The organism is uncultured Microbulbifer sp. (genome assembly GCF_947504145.1).
Lineage (GTDB): Bacteria > Pseudomonadota > Gammaproteobacteria > Pseudomonadales > Cellvibrionaceae > Microbulbifer.
Genome location: NZ_CANNGQ010000001.1, coordinates 1,472,944 through 1,491,184, shown reverse-complemented (window position 1 = coordinate 1,491,184; position 18,241 = coordinate 1,472,944). Strand labels below are relative to the sequence as shown.

The following is an 18,241-nucleotide window of genomic DNA, read 5'->3' as shown; positions in this document are numbered from 1 at the left end:
GCCGACGCCGACGCCGACGCCGACGCCGACGCCGACGCCGACGCCGACGCCGACGCCGACGCCGACGCCGACGCCGATGCCGATGCCGATGCCGATGCTGATGCCGATGCTGATGCCGATGCTGATGCCGATGCTGATGCCGATGCCGATGCCGATGCCGATGCCGACGCTGATGCCGATGCCGATGCCGATGCTGATGCTGATGCCGACGCCGATGCTGATGCCGATGCTGATGCCGACGCCGACGCCGACGCCGACGCCGACGCTGACGCTGATGCTGATGCCGACGCTGACGCCGACGCCGACGCCGACGCCGACGCTGACGCCGACGCCGACGCTGATGCTGATGCCGACGCCGACGCCGACGCCGACGCTGATGCCGATGCCGATGCCGACGCTGATGCCGATGCCGACGCTGATGCCGATGCCGATGCCGATGCCGATGCCGATGCCGACGCTGATGCCGATGCCGACGCTGATGCCGACGCCGATGCCGATTGCGATGTAAATATCGACATTGACATCGATATTGATTGCGAATGTGACGCGGATGCTGATTCAGACGCGGACGCAGATGCCGACTCGGATGCGGATTACAACTTCAACTATGTGTTTGATCTCCACGGGTATGAAGTGGACATCGATATCGATGTTGATATTGATAAATCCGGAAGTCATAAAGATGGTGACTGCGAGATTGACATTGATATCGACGTAGATATCGATATCGAGTGTGATGCCGACGCGGACTCGGATGCCGACGCAGACGCCGACGCAGACGCCGATGCAGACGCCGATGCCGATGCAGATGCCGATGCAGATGCAGATGCAGATGCAGACGCCGATGCAGACGCCGATGCCGATGCCGATGCCGATGCAGACGCCGATGCCGACGCCGACGCCGACGCCGATGCCGATGCAGACGCCGACGCCGATGCCGATGCCGATGCAGACGCCGACGCCGATGCTGACGCCGATGCAGACGCCGACGCCGACGCCGATGCAGATGCCGATGCCGATGCCGATGCCGATGCCGATGCCGATGCAGACGCCGATGCCGACGCCGACGCTGACGCCGATGCCGACGCCGATGCCGATGCAGATGCAGATGCCGACGCCGATGCCGATGCCGATGCAGACTCTGATTCGGACTCGGACCGTGATCTGGACCACGCCATATCCTATGTGGCCTTCCGGCTGGAAGACGGCAGGGTCGTGAAAGTGGAAAACTTCGAGGGTGAATTTGCCGAGATCAAGGATCCCGCTTATCCCGAGACGCTGTACGACTGCATCGAAGCTGAGTACGGGTCACCAGTGGACACCGATGGTCCGGGAGACCCCTACATCATCAAAGCGAGCAACAGCCACTTCGATCCGGATGGCAATGAAGTGACTACTGCAGGTTGGCCGGTCAATATGTCGGGTAACGTCGGAGGTCCAGGTGTCGAAACGATCGACATTGCGGAACTCTGTGAAGACAGTGAGATGTCGATGGTCGAGTCAAATATGACATCTACCATGGCAGAAGAGCTGGATATCGACAGTGAACTGCACCCCGATGACTCCGTGTTCGAAGCGTATCTTGAGGCTGCAATCGAGCAGGCTGTAAAAGATGCCTTGGAGGAGGTGATCGAGTTGTCGGAGCTCAATGTAGATATCGACATTGATGATGACTGCGGTTGCTCGCACTCACCCCATAGCGGAGACAGTGCACAGCCTCCGACGCTGGAGGATCTGCTCAGCGACTACCTGGAAAGCGACAGCTTGCCCGGGCTGGGAATGAGCGACAATCTTGGGGAAGCTCTGGGTGAGTTCCTCCGTCAGGGTGACAGCGGTCCAGAGGTATTGCCGCCAGATATGGATGACCCGATGCGAGATCTCTGGTCTCAAAACGGAAATCACGATCTGTAGCGCTTTTCACTGAACTTGCCCTGTTTCTTTGGGCGCCACAAGCACCGGGCTAAAAACCCGGTGCTTTTTTATTGGACTAAACTTTGTGCGGCAATAGACATAAATACCCGCAAAGGATCGACTGGATTTGATCCAGATGCGGCGCAAAAAAGTGAATAACAGTGAGCCTGCGATACGAGAACCTCAAGCTAAGGAAGGCTTGGCGTCATAATGCCCGCCTATCCCAATTTTCCTTCCGTTCGATGGCCGTATGCCTGGCAACGGTGTCTGCGTTATCGTCTGCTGATAGTGCCAGTGATATCCAATCGGAAGTCATCAGCCCCAGCCAGTTGCAAAGCGAAGTGTCCGCTAGCCCATTTAATTCCGCACAACCCTTGAATCCCGGTATTTCTGCCAACGGTGCCAGTGTGCAGATTGGTGTGACCGATGCGGTACAGCAAGCGGTAGGGTGGCACCCGGCTGTCGGGCAATCTGTTGGTGAGTTGTATAGCCAGCAGCAAAACATTCGCTCCGCTCGTGCCGGATATTTTCCCCAGGTCAGTCTCGGTGTAGTGGGGGGCTACGACACGGAAGATGATGGCGATGGTGATGGTCATGCGGTGCAGCTGTACGTGTCGCAGGTAATTTACGATTTCGGAAAAATATCCGGAAGCGTGGATGCTGCAACCGCCAGCGCGCGGGCCTCGCAGGCGCGGGTATTGCAGCAGATTGACACAGTGGCACGAGAAACGGCGCAGGCTGCGATCGAAGTGTTGCGCTATCAGGCGCTGGTGGATTCGGCGGACGCACAGGTAGAAGGTGTGTCTGCCATTTCGCGACTGGTTACCATGCGCAATCAGCGGGGCGCTAGTTCTCGGTCTGATGTGCTGCAAGCCCAGGCCCGAATTGAGTCCGCCCGCGCCAATCGACAGCAGACTATGGCGCAGCTGAATCGTTGGCGCAGTGTTTTACAAAACCTGATGGGTGTGGAACAGCAGGTTTTGCTGACCAGTGGTGTACCGCAGTCTGTGATGAATGGCTGCATGGTGGATCCGATGCAGGCCAACACCGCGCCCGCGGTTCTTGTGGCGGAGGCGCAGCGGGCGGAAGCCGTGGCACAACTGAAAGAAGCGCGCGCCCAGTCCTGGCCGACATTATCACTGGATGGCAGTGTCAACAGTTATCTCGACCAGGAATATGTCGATACCAATGCGTTGAACGACCACGAAAGCGCCATCTTCCTAAACCTCTCTATGCCGATTTATCAGGGTGGACGGATATACGCGAACCGTGATGCCGCCAGCTTCGCGATGCGCTCCGCGGAAGCGGCGAAAGACACAGCGCGGCTGGCGGTGGCCCGGGATCTACGTATCGCACAGAGCCAGAGTGTTGGGCTGGAGCGCAGTCTGAATATTCTCGATGCGCGGTTACAGGCAATCGAGGAAACCCGCGACCTGTATCGCAAACAGTACTCTGCTTTGGGTACTCGCACTCTGGTGGAGCTTCTGAATTCGGAAGAAGAGGTACAGCAGGCACGTATCGAAAAAAGTAACACCCAGTACGACCTCTACAGTCTTCAGGTGGATTGCTTGTATACCGTCGGGGAAATCCGCAATGCGTTTGATTTACAAGGCCGTGCGATACAAGGTGTGGAAGTGTTGCCATGATAAATGAGTCACAACATCCGTCACAGGCAGATGGTAATTCACAGGGTTCGGAAACGGATTATGTGCCTTGGGTCAGAGCCATCGTAGCGGTCGCAAAATTCTATCGGCTGGAATTTTCTGAAGAAAACGTACGCATCGCTTCTCACTGGGGAACCAGCGAACCGGTCGAAAACGTAGTGCGCAGTATGGCTCGGCAAGCAGGACTGGTAGCGAAGTTTTGTAAATTTGACGCAAGTATGTTGAGCCCCTGGCGTTTGCCGTTGACAGTTCAACTGCGCGATGGGCAAATTGGTGTTGTTGAAACGTCCAACGGAAAAGGTCTGCTCTCGGTATCATTTAGCGGCGACGGGGGTGTCGCGTCACAAGTTAAAGCCCCTGCACTGATTCAACAGATTGCATCCGTCGTGGTGTTGCGTCCTGCACAGAATGTTGCCGATGCACGGGTTGACGATTACGTCAAACCGCAGCAAAAACATTGGTTCCGGTCCATCATACTGCGGGATCTGAAACCTTATGGGCACGTAATGATTGCCACTACCGTGGCAAACATTCTCGCACTTGCTGGCATCCTGTTTGCAAAACAGGTTTACGATCGGGTGATCCCCGCGGAGTCCACACCGACACTGTATGTACTGTTTAGCGGTGTCATGATTGCGGTACTGTTTGACTTTGTGATGCGCGTAAATCGCGTACGGGTAACGGATTTACTCGGCAAGCGAGCAGATATTCGGGTGTCGGATCTGGTGTACGGTCACGCGGTACGTCTTCGTAATAGCGCGCGACCAAAGTCCACCGGCGCATTTATTTCCCAGATCCGGGAACTGGACCGGGTCAGGGAAATGGTGACCTCGACCACAATCCTCGCGATGGCAGACCTGCCTTTCTTTTTCCTTTTCCTGTCCTTCATGTGGTACATCGCCGGGCCTTTGGCCCTGGTGCCTCTCGGTGCGCTTGCTGCACTGATCATTCCCGGGTTGCTGGCCCAGCGCAAGCTTGCGCGATTGGCTGGCGAATCCATCCGAGAATCCTCCCTGCGCAATGCCATGCTGGTAGAAACAGTGCAGGGGATGGAAGACATCAAAGCATTGCAGGCAGAGCAGCGATTTCAACAGCAGTGGAATCACTATAACGCCGTCACCGCGGAGTCGAATTTGCGGCTGCGGGGGTTGATCGGACGACTGGTGACCTGGACCCACAATGTGCAGTCATCCGTCTTCGCGTTGATTGTTCTGTTCGGGGCGCCCATGGTGATGGCCGGGGATATGACGACGGGTTCACTGGTGGCGGCTTCCATTCTCGGGTCGCGAATGATGGCGCCCATGTCCCAGATTACTCAGGTGTTGAGCCGTTGGCAGCAGGCCAAATACGCTCTTAAAGGTTTGGATCAGATTATGCAACTTCCGGTAGATCACCCGGAGGGCAGCCGCCGGGTGCATCTGTCGTCTATCAGTGGCAACTACCAGCTACGGCAGGCAGAGTTCAAGTACGGCAGTGACGAGGGTGTGCCGGCGTTACAGGTCGAATCACTGCGTATTGAGGCCGGAGAAAAAATTGCCGTGCTTGGCCGCAATGGCGCCGGCAAATCCACCTTGCTACAGGCACTGTCGGGGTTGATGGAGGCAAGCGCTGGTGAAATTACCCTCGACGGGGTAAGCCTCGAACATATCGATCCGGCAGATACCCGCCGGGATATCGGTCTGCTTACTCAGAATTCCAGCCTGTTTCACGGAACCCTGCGGGAAAATGTCACCCTTGGCGCACCCGGTGCCACGGACCGGGAAATTATTGCTGCTCTGGATATGTCCGGTGCTCTGGAGTTTGTGCGCAAGTTGCCCAAAGGTCTGGATCATCTGGTGCTTGAGGGCGGCTTGGGGTTGTCCGGTGGTCAACGGCAATCATTATTGTTGGCGAGGCTGCTTATCCGAAATCCGCAGATCATCTTGCTGGACGAGCCGACCGCTTCCCTGGATGACCTGACTGAAAAACGTTTTATCGCCAAGCTAGAGCGGTGGGTCGCCGGGCGTACCCTGATTATTGCCACCCACCGCAGCAGTACCCTGCAACTGGCAGATCGAATTCTTGTGGTCGAAAACGGCCGCCTGATCCTGGATGAACCCAAGGCTATCGCGTTACAAAAGCTGGCGAAGGTCAGTACCGGCGCGCAAGGCCAGGCAGCACCCAAGCAGCACAGGGCTAGCGAAGATGAGCGGGTAAGCTGATGGATAAACCAAATGAATCATCGGAAAACCTGTTGGCGATTCGCGAATCGGCTATCAGTCGAAAAGAGCAAACCCCGGCGGTAGCCGCCAATGTGGCGATTCTTGAAGCTGACTTCCACAACGCCGGTGCCCACTACAGCGAAGACTCGGATGACACACAGCTGTCAAAGTCTAATCGGGTGATCTGGGTTTTTTTCTTGCTATTGGTGTGTTTTGTTACCTGGTCCTATTTTGCCAGGGTGGATGAGGTGTCCAAGGGCGCTGGCAAAGTAATCCCCACTTCTCGCGCTCAGTTCATCCAGTCTTTGGAGGGCGGGATACTTGCACGGTTGAACGTCGCCGAAGGGGATATTGTCGAGCGCGGTCAGGTACTGGCTCAGCTGGACCCGACCAAAATTCGATCTAATGTGCAGGAGAGTGAGGCGCGCTACCGAGCGGCGCTGGCCAGCGCCGCCCGCCTGACTGCGGAGGTTAACGGGACTGACCTCGATTTCCCGGAAGAACTGAAAAAATTTGACGATCTTGTAGCCAAAGAGCGCAAGCTCTATCAGACACGCCAGAAAGGCCTGGGGGATTCACTCAGTAGTCTGGAAGAGTCGAGAGAATTGGTGCAGCGGGAACTTTCCATTACCCGCTCTCTGGTCAGCTCCGGTGCCGCCAGTAACGTAGAAGTACTGCGTCTTAGCCGCCAGAAATCCGAGCTCGACTTGAAGATCAAAGACGTGCGCTCCGAATACATGGTTCGGGCGCGGGAAGAAATGGCGGCGGTAAACGCGGAAGTCGAAGCGTTGCGGTCAGTCATCGAAGGGCGTGCGGACTCCCTCACCCGGCTTACTCTGAAATCACCCGTACGCGGTATTGTCAAAGATATTGAGGTCACCACCATCGGTGGTGTGCTTCCTCCAAACGGCCGATTGATGGAGATAGTGCCACTGGACGATCGCCTCTTGATTGAAGCAAAAATATCACCGCGTGATATTGCCTTTATCCACCCAGGTCAGGAAGCGAAAGTAAAGATTACTGCGTACGATTATTCGGTGTACGGTGGCCTGGATGGAAAAGTCACAATCATATCACCAGATACGATCCAGGATGAAACCAGGCCCGGTGAGTATTTTTATCACGTTTTGATCCTGACGGATGAAGATGCGCTGATCAATCGCGCCGGGCAGGAATTCCCGATTGTTCCGGGTATGGTTGCTACCGTGGACGTTCGCACTGGATCAAAAACGGTATTTGATTATCTGGTAAAACCTTTCAATCAGGCCGGTGAAGCACTCCGGGAGCGTTGAGCGCGAATAACGGGTATTGGTATGCTCTGGAAATTCATTACACTGCTTCTATTACTACCTTTGACGCTGTTCGCGTCCACTCACCTGTCCGCGCAATCTTCCGGATCAGGAAGCGCGTTGACTCTGGTTGCCGAAATTACTATCGAGAACGGTACGGATCTCCCGATCGAAGGGTATATCCACCGGGTGGCGGTACCTGTTGAGGGGCATATGCAACAGAGTCTTGAACGCATTCGCCATGACCAGGTGACACATTTCGAGAGGAAATCATTTAAGCACGATGCTGGTGATTATGTGGAATTGGCGTGGGATATTCCCGCAAAAAGCAAGTCCACAAAGAAGGTGTATTTCGATGTTAGGGTGAGCAGTTACCGCATTGATCATTCAGATCAGGGTCCGGGGAAACACACAAAGCCACAACCGCCAGAAAAAATCTACCTCCAGCCTGCCAAATATATTGAATCCGATTCGCCTGAGATTGTGCGTTTGGCGCGCCATATCGAACGCAGCTACTCCACCTCGGAATCAAAATTACGAGCAGCGTTTCTGACCCCACAGCAGATGATTCAGTACCGGCGTCAGTCCACCCGGGGTGCACTCTATGCGGTGTCAGCCCGTCAGGGCGATTGCACCGAATATGCGGCGTTGTTTGTGGCTATTGCCAGGGCGATGGGATATCCCGCCCGTATGACGTCAGAGTTTTTGTTTACCGAAAACCGGGAGTTCAGCCAGCCAAACCACCATGCCGCAGAGGTTTACTTGAATGGCCAATGGATCCCAGTGGATGCCAATCTCGCCCTCGACCCCAGTTTTGGATACGGGTTTGGTGTGGGCGAGCGAAGTAAGATCGTCCTGAACCGGAACTCCGTGTGGGTTTGGTCGAACCTTTTTCCTCGGGGCGTGAGTAAACGTTCTGGCGAGGTCGAGGTGGACATGCACTGGCGTATTCTGGATGCGCAGGGAGAAATCTGATGCAGAATTCCACGCCTGATACCACGTTTCAAAGAATCCCTGAAACGACCGGAAATGCAGCGGGCGAAAATAGTCGTATGCAGTTTTTATTGCCGGTCGAACAAATTATTCAACGGTGTGGAGAAAATGATTATTCATCCTCTCCTCTTCTGAACAGCCGAGATGACGTCGGTATTCAATTGTTGTGTAACGCGGCTGCGCTCCATGGTCTGGAAGTTCGTTATCATCGACGGCTGATATTTGAAGTGTCTGATAAACAGCGCCGGGTTGTGTTTCGCCAAAACTCCCCCGCCAATTCTGCGGTATATACCTACTGTGCCCGCCAGAAGCATGTCGCCAAGCGCATGATGGCAGAAAGGGGGGTTCCGGTTCCGTCCGGGCACGTATTTGAAGACTACCAGCGTGCGTTACATTTTTTCAGGCAGGCCGCTGTCGCAGTCACGGTAAAGCCTGCAGATGGCTCGTCGGGGTACGGTGTTTCCAGCGGAATCGACACAGAACAAGATTTTGCGAGTGCCTGGAAATTTGCCCGTGAGGAGAGTAAAAATGTCATCGTAGAGCAGAATATTTTTGGGGAGGACATTCGTGTAATTGTCATCGCAGGTAAAGCGCAGGCGGCATACGTGCGTGTTCCTGCACATGTCGTGGGTGACGGTGAGCTGAGTATTCGGGAGCTGGTGGAGCGAAAAAATGTCATACGGCGGTGTAATCCAAGCTTGAGGTTGGATCCGATAAAGCGATTTGATTTGCTTGAGCGCTCTGGCCTTTCCCTAGACCATGTCCCTGCAAAAGGTGAAAATATACAACTGACCAGCGTGGCGAATGCTTCTGCGGGAGGGGAAACGGTACAGGTTTTTGATGAACTTGGTGCTGAAATACTTGAAATAGCGGAGCGAGCAGCGCTCTGTTTTCCAGGTTTGGTGCAGGTTGGCGTGGATCTTATTTATGTGTCACCTGAACTCTGGAAAGATGGTATGCCCAGAGGTTATGTCATCGAGGTCAATTCCAACCCAGGGATTTGCGATTCGGTATTTCCGAGTTTTGGTCGAAGCATTGATGTCCCCAAAGCACTGATTTCCCATGTCTTTTCCCCGGAGGGTACGGGTTATTCGAGTGTACATTCCGGGGTTTCAGTTTCCCTTGCTGGCCCGTATCGATATCACGAGTTTGAGCGGTTCTTCGGCGAGCGTGAACAGCGCCAGATGATGCTGATCAAGCAGGCGGCATATGGGCTCAATGTTGATGTAGAGCATATTTCCGATAGTGTTTTTCGGCTCACGGGCGCTGGTGAAGAATGTCTCTTCCACAGTGGTATGCCGGAAGGTGTCCGTATGGTCAGCCGAAAGGTTACCCGGAATCGCGAATGGATGGCCGCTATACTGCCTGTCAATTCGTTGTATCCCATTGGGGAGGATCAGCGGCTTAATAGGTTTCGTCTTTTAATTGTCGGTGGGAAACTCACCTCCGCTTTATTGATTCGACCTGTCACACGAGGGCAGGAGACCAAACGAATAGAAGTGGGTGATCTTGTACATCCCAGTGTGATGCCGATTCTGGATCAAACACTTACCGCGATATTCGATCCGCCGGTGGTGGGTATTGATTTATTAGCTGTGGATATCAGCAGTGATCTGAATTATCAGCCATGGAAAGTGAAAGATGCGGTGTGTAACCCCAACCTTTCGTGGCACCACTTCCCGGATCAGGGGATAGGTCGCGATGTTTCTGCTGCGCTTGTGCAGGCTTCACTGCCCGGTATTTCGGGAAATTCTGTGCCGAAAATCTGTGAACGGTTTGTGATTCACGGGGATGTACAAGGCGCAGACTTTCGCGGTTGGATCAAGCTTTCATCGGTGCTGCACGGTGTAAATGGCTGGGTGAGAAACCTCCCGGAAAACGGCGAAGAAGTGGTCGAGGCGGTTTTGGAAGGAACGCCAGTGTCCATTGAAGCGCTTTATGCGTTGTGCTTGCGAGGAGGGGAATCCGCAAAAGTCGAATCGATTGTGCGACAGGAGCAACCCTGTACCGGAAAACTGCAGTTTTCCGTTATTGGGTGATTTGGATTGAATTGTCCATACAGGGAAGGTCAGGTGAAGATATGGATACCATAAAAACCGCATTCAGCACACCCATTCTGGTTCGGGATATGGAAGCGGCCAACGGGGTGAATGATCGTCTGGCGGAGATCATTCTCGATATGGAATCCCGTACCCCAGGGATGAAACGCTCGAATATCGGAAGCTGGGATTCTCAGAAAGATTTTTTTGAATGGCCGCATGAAGAAATTTCTACCCTAAAAAAATGGGTGGTGAAAGGGGTAAAAGAAATTACCCTAAAAGCGACCAAGCAAAAGTATGAGCCGAGAGTGGGCGATATGCTGGCCCATGCCTGGGCGAATGTCTCCCGTGCGGACAGCTATCGAAAAATTCACAACCACGAGTCCTGCACCTGGTCCGGCGTTTACTATGTGAAATCAGACTTGGTGAAAGAAAAGAGTATTAGCAGTGGCAATATCGAGTTTCTTGATCCGCGTATGTTGTGCCTGCAGGCGGAGTTACCCAGCAGCAGTTTTGGTAGCCGCGTACGAGTAGTACCACGCCCTGGCCGCCTGGTGATCTTCCCCCACTGGTTATTGCACTACGTGAATCCGGTGGAGGATGATTCCCTGCGTATCTGCATTGCTTTCAATGTAAAACTGGAAACCCAGACAGTGCGCCGCCGCTCGGGTACCATGCGGCCACTACAGGAAGCCGTCTCTGTACCCGTTGGGGAAGCCAGCCTGTCTTCCTCTTGAATTAGACGCGTACTGATTGTAGTAGCGCCGGGCTCAGGAGAACGGCTTGTCAGGCCGTTTCTCCCCGCGATGCCATGGCGGTTAGCAGTTTCGGCAGGTGACCAAAATCCGAATCCCGCCGTGATCCCTTGATGAGCACCAGATCATTTCCGCGTAACTGCTCCACAAAATAGCGGGCCATCTCCTGTGCCGTGGAAAAATGCGGGCCCAGAAGTTTTTCGGGCAGCGCTTCCCGCAGGTATTGCATTTCGTCACCATGGGTTACCACCCACTCCACACCACTGTCTAATAGTGGCTCGGCGAGGCTGCGATGCAGCGCTGGGGCCTGGTCGCCCAGCTGTACGATCCGCCCCAGTGCGGCTATTTTACGGCCGCCGCTGGCGACTGGTGTCTGGGCGAGTACGGAAAAGGCATTCACCATGGAGCTGACCGTGGCATTCCAACTGTCGTCAATCAATTGGGCGTTGCCATTTGGCAGAGGCAGTGGAACCTGGTTCAGGTGTCCTTCGTCCAGCGAAAAACATTGCAGTGCCTGTATGGCATCGTCGAGGGGGCGGCCTGTCGCATAGACCGCGCACAGTGCGGCAACCGCATTGTGTACCATGCCAAGGCTCGGGACAGGGAGTGAAAACACGCGCGAGATGTTGCCAAATTGCACCGTCACGTGACTACCCCGGCTATCACCATCAATATCCAGTATTCGTACGTCAGCCTGTTCGCTGGTACCAAATACAATCACGCGCTTGGCATGTTTCCTGGCTTTCTCCAGTAGGTAGTCAAAGTGCAGCAGGTGCTCGCCGACAATGGCTACGGCGCGGCCGATGAGCCCGTCAAATATGCGGGACTTCCACAGTGCTGTATCCATGGTGGTCTTTACGCGGCTGGTAGTCTGGGACACGCCGATACTGGTGATGATGGCGATAGTGGGTTGAATGCGCTGGGTAATCGGACCCTGGCGCATCCACAAAGCACTCTGGGCAACTTCGATGACTGCAGCCTGGTGATCACTACTCAGACTGGCCAGCATACTTGGCGCGCCAACGCGGGAGTTATAGTTACCCAGACTGGTAAGGGCTTTCTCCTTGCCGCCGAGCATTGCACCGAGCATTTTCAGCGTGGAGGATTTACCCGCGGTACCGGTGATAGCGATCACCTCTCCGCGATACCGGTGGCGTGCGGCCAGCCCCAGTTCAACAATAGCCTGAATAGGATCCTTTACCTGCAATACGGGTAGGGTTTCCGGTAGTCCCGGCACCGGCCGGGCAACAATCACGCCGCCCAGTAAGCGGCCGGCCGCCTGGGCGATATCTGGTAGTTTGTCGTGCAGGTCCCACTTGGTGTATTTACTCTGGGAGCTGCGTTCATGATATGCACGGTCGCTACTTTTGTGGGCGACAAACATGGCTGGATCCAGTGACTGCGCAATAAAACTCTGCCCGGATACCACACTGCGGACAAACCAGCCGGGAGGCGGTTCCACCAACCATCGTCCGCCGGTAATTTCTGCCAGTTGCCGGGCATCCCAGGTTTGGCCGGGAGTTTCCGCATAGGTGCATGCCGGAAATTCGCTGCGGTATATCGGTGGGTTGCGCCCGTCGATGGTATTTGGGTTTTCCATCAGGCCGGGGATGCGCACCGGAATGATACTGTCGATCACCGGGCGCGGAGGAATCTGTGTTTTCGGGCCGATGAGCCCAATCTCCAGGCGCAGATCCACGTTGCGCAGTTGTTTGCTCTCTGGTGGTCGCAGCCCGTAATAGTCGCGGTAGATAAGGCCAGGCTGCCAGCGGCTGGTGGGCAGCTGCCAATCACAAGGGTCGTGGTCCATAGACTTTCCCCAGTGGGGCATGTCGGTTTCACGGACGGGGACCGCGCGGATATCCAGGCGCAGGTTTTCAGCCGGCGGTTTTGATTCTGAGTCTGTCTCTTCGGCAGCGAGTGTCCAGAAGGTTTCAACAAACAGTAATTGCCGCTGTTCGATTCCATGGGGACTGTAGCGAATGCCGAGTAGCTTTAATGGGCCAAACACGATTGGGGTGATTCGGGCATCTTCCGGTGTTTCGTTTACCGTCCAGTTCGGGTGCAGGGGTCGTTGCAGTTGATCCAGTATCTCTGGTTTCAGGATTGTGCCGGCTGCGGGTGGAAGAGTGCGGTGTTGGCGCTCTGGCGGATGCAGTGGGATGAGGCCGCTACTGTCTTGCAAATGTTGAAGGTCCGTATCCAGTTCGGCGCATAGTCCGGCAAAGCGTCGAGTCGCCTCGTGGGCACTGGTGCCGGTGAGCTGACGGCTGAAGCCGAAGCCGGAACCCACCGGGAAAAAGCGCAGGCTTTCTACGCCACGCTGGCTGAGAGACAGTTGGAATATACCGCTGTCTTTCAGCGTTCGACGCACCGAGTCAAATAGCAGATCTCCAGCATCGTGGATGATCGGGCGTCCCTGATAGATCTCGACACCCTGGAGGACATGGGCACTGGTGCCGAGGATGGCATCCGCACCCGCATCAATAAGACGGTGGCCTACGGCGATTTCTGCCGCGCCCGGTTTCGCTTCCAGGTTCGCGCCCCAGTGCACTGCGACCATTACCAGATGCGCTCGGCGGCGGGCGGCGGCGATGCGGGGTTGCAGTAGCTGGTACCACGCTTCAGGATCCCTTAACGGGAGGTGGGCGCAGCCGGGCTGCCGGGCTCCGGCGGCGAAGCTTTTCTGGGTGGCATCCAGGGAAAAAATGGCCACATTGAGGTCACCCACCGGGCGAATAATCGGTTTGAGTGCCGCATCCAGATTCGCACCGGTTCCAGTATGGCCGATTCCTACACCGTCCAACCAGAATCCCTGTTCCAGCAGTGCCTGATCGCCGTAGTCACCACTATGGTTGTTGGCGGTGGTGACGGCATCGATGCCTGCACTGCATAGCAAATTCAGCATTTCCGGGCGCGCGCGATAGTAGTAGGGGGATCGCTCGCCCTTGTCGACACCTTGCTCGCCGGTGGTGGCGACCACGCATTCCAGGTTGATCAGGCTCAGGTCTGCGTTACTGAGCGCGGGTATTCTTCCCAGTACTTCTCTGTTGCCCAGTTTTTCGCTGCGGTAGTGCTGACGCCGGGACAGATTGACATCGCCCCCCCAGGCGAGGGTTGGTAGGGGGCTGTGCGCAGGTGCTGGAAGTGTTGGCAGCGGTTGCTGGTTGGAGAACTCCCGCGGGCAGCCTCCTTGGAGGAGATATTTTCGAAATGCTACAAAGCCCGACAGGTAGTGCTCCACATCGTCAATGCGCACACGGAAAGCGTGGTGACGGATAAAAAAGCTACCGGTAATTTTACCGGGGTTCTGGAAATACATAGCGTATTCGGGCCAGAAGTAGCCATTTAACAGGTACATGGCCCGGGTATGGAGTGCACGATAGAATTTGTGTAAATCGATTTGCTTGAGTAGGTGAGAAAATTCTTTGTCCTGGCGCAGTCGGGTGACCATACGCTCGGCGGCCATCATCAGTTCCAGCAGAGTGGGGAAGGTGGTGATGCGCTCGATGATGAAATCCAGGTGGCCAACTACATTTTGAATGCCAAACTGGTAATAGCGAGCTTCCGGCCGGTACAGGGTGAGCTCATTGACGCAGTAGCTCAGCCAGTGGTCATTGGCCTGCCAGTGATTATTGGCAAGGAAGTACTCAAACGCCTTCTCGACGATATTCAACCAGCGCTCGTCTTTGGTAAGCCCATACAGGCGCATCAGGCCGAAGGCGGCTTCGCCGTCATAATAGATAATGCGGAATTCTTCTTTCAGGGTGAGGTCCGGATAATTCAGTACATGTACGAACTTTCCGCTCGTTTGGTCCTGCATAAACTGGATGCCCAGGGCCAGTTGCTCGAGTAACGCCGAGTACTTTTTGTGTGTTTCTTCACTGTCGGATAGCTCGATGTATTTCACCAGGGCGAGCAGGCATACCGCATTGCCCCCCAGCTTGATTTCACCGTTGGCCTCCACCAGAAAGGCGGCTTGTTCGCCGCTGGGCAGGCGGGCTTTCTTGATTAGTTTTTCCGTAAGGTGGGTGAGAGCACGCTCGATGGCGCGCCCGGTCTGTGCGTCCCCTGTCACTTCCCAGCCTTCGGTCATGGCGTAGGTGGAGCTGGCGTGGCGCAGTGTGTTGTAGGTGCCAATGGCGCGATCGAAGCAGCAGTGCCAGCCGTACTCAAAGCGGCCGTTTTTCAATACCTGGGAGGCGAGGTAGCGGCTGCTGGTATCGATCAGGTGGTGGCTGGTTGCTTCATCTAGCTCGTCGATTTTGCGCCGCCCGGCGCTGCGACCAGGGCCGTACAGTGATTGCGGTTCCGTTTTGCTGTCGAGAAAAATTCCCTCGGTGTGCAGTCGTGTGACCGGGGTTTCGTCGTCAAAATCGAGCGGTGTTTTTTTGCCAAAGCGGTGATCGGTATAAGCACGGAACTTACTGTGATTGACCGTGACATGGCCGATCTTGTTGCCGCCGTAGAGCATGGCGTTGCCATTCAGCTCCTGCTCCAGAAAGGCCACCTTCCATTCGCTGTCCAGCGCCAGGCCGTAGCGGAAATAGCCCCGCTTGGTATTTTTGAGTTTCTGCTGCAGGGTGCGCCAGTCCATGTGCTCGGCCTCGGTCACCCAGTCGATGCGCAGCCAGCGCCCTTCCATTTTTGCCGAGGTGAGGAGTTTCCGAGCCTGGCCGGCGAGCTTCAACCAGAGTGCATTGAGGTCCTTGCCACGGCCATGGCATACCCGCGCGCGCTGCTTGCCGTCGCTGACGGAAAAAAACAAAGTGTAGGGTTGGGTGTAAAAGGGGCTGAGATTCTGTAGTTCCCGTTCTACCGCCGGGCGTGCGCGCAACAGTAAATTGGAAAAAGTATTTGAGGTGGCCATGACGCTTGGGCTTTCCTGTCTGTCGTTATTGTGACGAGCAGGGACAGCGACGATTTCGGCACATCGATGGCGACTTGTGGCGCCAGGTAGAGTGGATTCTTGCGCATCCCTGGCAGATCAATCCGTATCCCGAAGTATAGTTCTGCGACGGGAATTTGCCGGGATGGAGAGGAATTCGGCGGGAGATTTTCCGGAGCGGGTGCTTGGGAGTTTCTGGGGAGCGAATGGGGAGCTACTGGGGAGCTACTGGGGAGCTACTGGGGAGCTACTGGGAGTTTCGGACGCCCTGATTCAGGCGCCCGAAACTCCAGTTTGGACAGTGATACTGGTATTGAGACTAACGCGCCTCTAGAGCTCCGCCGCCAGGCGAGAGCCCTGATCAATGGCGCGTTTGGCATCCAGCTCGGCCGCCTCAAAGGCGCCGCCAATCAGGTGGCTGGATTGTCCCCGGGCTTGCAGCTGGTCGTGCAGGGCGCGCAGAGGCTCCTGGCCGGCACAGACAATCACGTTGTCTACCTCAAGAACCTTCTGCTCATCCCCAAGGCGAATATGCAGGCCTTGATCGTCGATTTTTTCGTAGGTCACGCCCGCCAGGTTCTGCACCTGACGATGCTTGAGGCTGGTACGGTGAATCCAGCCGGTGGTCTTGCCGAGGCCGGCACCAACTTTGGAGGTTTTGCGCTGCAGCAGGAAGATCTGGCGTGGGCTGGTCACCGGTTGGGCGGGCTTGAGGCCAGCGCGGTGTTCCAGCTGGATATCCACTCCCCATTCGTCGAAGAATTCTTGTTTGTTACTCGCGATCAATTCATTCGCGTGGTCTTCACTGTGGGTCAGGTATTCCGCGACATCGAAACCGATACCGCCGGCGCCGATAATCGCCACGGATTTACCCACCGGTTTTTTCGCTTTCAACACGTCCAGATAGCTGAGGACTTTGGGGTGATCGATGCCATCAATCGGCGGCTTGCGTGGCGCGATGCCGGTGGCAATCAGTACCTCGTCAAAGCCGGCAAGGTTTTCTTCCGTTGCCCGCGTGTTCAGGCGTACCTCGACACCGGTGATTTCCAGTTTGCGTGTGAAGTAACGCAGGGTCTCTTCAAACTCCGCTTTGCCCGGAATCTGCTTGGCGATATTAAACTGGCCGCCCACCTTGCCGTCTGCCTCAAACAGGGTCACCTGATGACCGCGCTCCGCGGCAACGGTCGCTGCAGCCAGCCCCGCAGGGCCGGCGCCAACCACGGCGATTTTTTTGGCAATATCTACCGGCAGGTAATTCAATTCCGTCTCGTGACAGGCACGGGGGTTCACCAGGCAGGAAGTAAGTTTGAGCTCAAAGGTGTGGTCCAGACAGGCCTGATTACAGCCAATGCACGTATTGATCTCATCCGCCCGGTTTTCCGACGCCTTGTTGACGAACTCCGCATCCGCCAGGAACGGCCGCGCCATGGACACCATATCTGCCTTGCCTGCTGCGAGTACGTCCTCGCCTACTTGCGGCATATTGATGCGGTTACTGGTGATCACCGGCACGCTCAGGTGCTGCTTCACTTTTGCGGTAATATCCGCAAAGGCCGCGCGCGGCACACTGGTGGCAATGGTCGGTACTCGCGCCTCGTGCCAGCCGATACCGGTATTGATAATTGAAGCACCGGCCTTTTCAATGGCCTGACCGAGGGCCACCACCTCGTCAAAATCACTGCCACCTTCCACCAGGTCCAGCATCGACAGGCGGTAGATGATAATGAAGTCTTCCCCAACCGCCTCGCGAATGCGCCGTACGATCTCAATGGGTAGACGGGTGCGGTTTTCAAAACTACCGCCCCAGCGGTCGTCGCGGTGGTTGGTGCGGGTAACAATAAACTGATTGATAAAGTACCCCTCGGAACCCATCACCTCCACGCCGTCGTAACCCGCCTCTTTCGACAAGATTGCGCAGCGTACGTAATCGTCGATCTGTTGCTCGACTTCCGCATCGCTCAATGCTTTCGGGGGGAACGGATTGATCGGCGCCTGAATTGCTGACGGCGCCACCAGATTCGGGTTATAGGCATAGCGGCCCGCATGCAGAATCTGCATACAGATCTTGCCGCCTTCCCTGTGCACCGCCTCGGTAATCGTCCGGTGCTCCACCGCCTCGTCCGCCGTGGTCATCTTCGACGACCCCTGAAATACCCCGCCTTCCTCGTTCGGCGCAATACCGCCGGTCACGATCAGGCCAACCCCACCCCGGGCACGCTCCGCGTAAAAGGCCGCAAGACGGTCGAAGCCGCCCGGATGCTCTTCCAGATTGGTGTGCATGGAACCCATTAGTACGCGGTTCTTGAGGGTCGTAAAACCCAGATCCAGAGGGGCGAGGAGGGTGGGGTAGGCGTTTGTCATGGTGGTCATTCTCTTTCTGTCCGACTCTTGTATGCCGACGGGCCTGATAATGTTTGCTCTATTGAGAGGTATATGCAAAAAGTTGCATATCTTGGGCTCAAGGATAGCAACTGCCCAGCAGAGCCGGCAGTGACCATTTC

10 protein-coding genes are annotated in these 18,241 nt (G+C 55.7%); 8 read left to right on the top strand and 2 right to left on the bottom strand.

Annotated features, from left to right (window positions below):
* The 8 genes from Q1A74_RS06520 to Q1A74_RS06485 all read left to right on the top strand — a co-directional run.
* Positions 1-508, top strand: a 508-nt coding sequence (locus Q1A74_RS06520; RefSeq protein ID WP_299593789.1) for a hypothetical protein, incomplete at its 5' end; no start/stop codon positions are given.
* Between the two features lie 125 nt (positions 509-633).
* Entirely contained in the window at positions 634-1,911 is a 1,278-nt protein-coding gene (locus Q1A74_RS06515) for a hypothetical protein (protein ID WP_299593786.1), read from the top strand.
* 161 nt (positions 1,912-2,072) lie between these two features.
* Positions 2,073-3,557, top strand: coding sequence for a TolC family outer membrane protein (locus Q1A74_RS06510; protein ID WP_299593783.1), 1,485 nt, complete (start codon positions 2,073-2,075; stop codon positions 3,555-3,557).
* Complete coding sequence (locus tag Q1A74_RS06505) at positions 3,554-5,776, top strand: type I secretion system permease/ATPase (protein ID WP_299593780.1); 2,223 nt, start codon at positions 3,554-3,556, stop codon at positions 5,774-5,776. The genes Q1A74_RS06510 and Q1A74_RS06505 overlap by 4 nt, the downstream gene beginning before the upstream one ends.
* Positions 5,776-7,068 carry an HlyD family efflux transporter periplasmic adaptor subunit gene (locus Q1A74_RS06500; protein WP_299593778.1) on the top strand — a complete coding sequence of 431 codons (1,293 nt, stop codon included), beginning with the start codon at positions 5,776-5,778 and terminating at the stop codon, positions 7,066-7,068. The genes Q1A74_RS06505 and Q1A74_RS06500 overlap by 1 nt, the downstream gene beginning before the upstream one ends.
* A gap of 21 nt (positions 7,069-7,089) precedes the next feature.
* Entirely contained in the window at positions 7,090-8,040 is a 951-nt protein-coding gene (locus Q1A74_RS06495) for a transglutaminase family protein (protein WP_299593775.1), read from the top strand.
* The gene (locus Q1A74_RS06490) at positions 8,040-10,097 is read left to right on the top strand and encodes an acylphosphatase (RefSeq protein WP_299593772.1); all 2,058 of its coding nucleotides are present in this window, start codon (positions 8,040-8,042) and stop codon (positions 10,095-10,097) included. Before Q1A74_RS06495 ends, Q1A74_RS06490 begins: the two co-directional genes overlap by 1 nt.
* Positions 10,098-10,138: 41 nt before the next feature.
* Positions 10,139-10,834, top strand: coding sequence for a TIGR02466 family protein (locus Q1A74_RS06485; protein WP_299593769.1), 696 nt, complete (start codon positions 10,139-10,141; stop codon positions 10,832-10,834).
* Between the two features lie 49 nt (positions 10,835-10,883).
* Here the strand turns inward: Q1A74_RS06485 and Q1A74_RS06480 are convergent, their stop codons facing one another.
* Both Q1A74_RS06480 and Q1A74_RS06475 read right to left on the bottom strand, forming a co-directional pair.
* A complete protein-coding gene (locus Q1A74_RS06480) occupies positions 10,884-15,722 on the bottom strand; it encodes a CapA family protein (protein WP_299593766.1) in 4,839 nt (1,612 codons plus the stop codon).
* Between the two features lie 348 nt (positions 15,723-16,070).
* Entirely contained in the window at positions 16,071-18,101 is a 2,031-nt protein-coding gene (locus Q1A74_RS06475; RefSeq protein ID WP_299593873.1) for an NADPH-dependent 2,4-dienoyl-CoA reductase, read from the bottom strand.
* Positions 18,102-18,241: the final 140 nt, after the last annotated feature.

Coding starts and splice junctions, on each gene's coding strand:
- Q1A74_RS06490 (WP_299593772.1), top strand. CDS start 8,040: ATGCAGAATTCCACGCCTGATACCACGTTTCAAAGAATCCCTGAAACG.
- Q1A74_RS06485 (WP_299593769.1), top strand. CDS start 10,139: ATGGATACCATAAAAACCGCATTCAGCACACCCATTCTGGTTCGGGAT.
- Q1A74_RS06480 (WP_299593766.1), bottom strand. CDS start 15,722: ATGGCCACCTCAAATACTTTTTCCAATTTACTGTTGCGCGCACGCCCG.
- Q1A74_RS06505 (WP_299593780.1), top strand. CDS start 3,554: ATGATAAATGAGTCACAACATCCGTCACAGGCAGATGGTAATTCACAG.
- Q1A74_RS06500 (WP_299593778.1), top strand. CDS start 5,776: ATGGATAAACCAAATGAATCATCGGAAAACCTGTTGGCGATTCGCGAA.
- Q1A74_RS06475 (WP_299593873.1), bottom strand. CDS start 18,101: ATGACAAACGCCTACCCCACCCTCCTCGCCCCTCTGGATCTGGGTTTT.
- Q1A74_RS06495 (WP_299593775.1), top strand. CDS start 7,090: ATGCTCTGGAAATTCATTACACTGCTTCTATTACTACCTTTGACGCTG.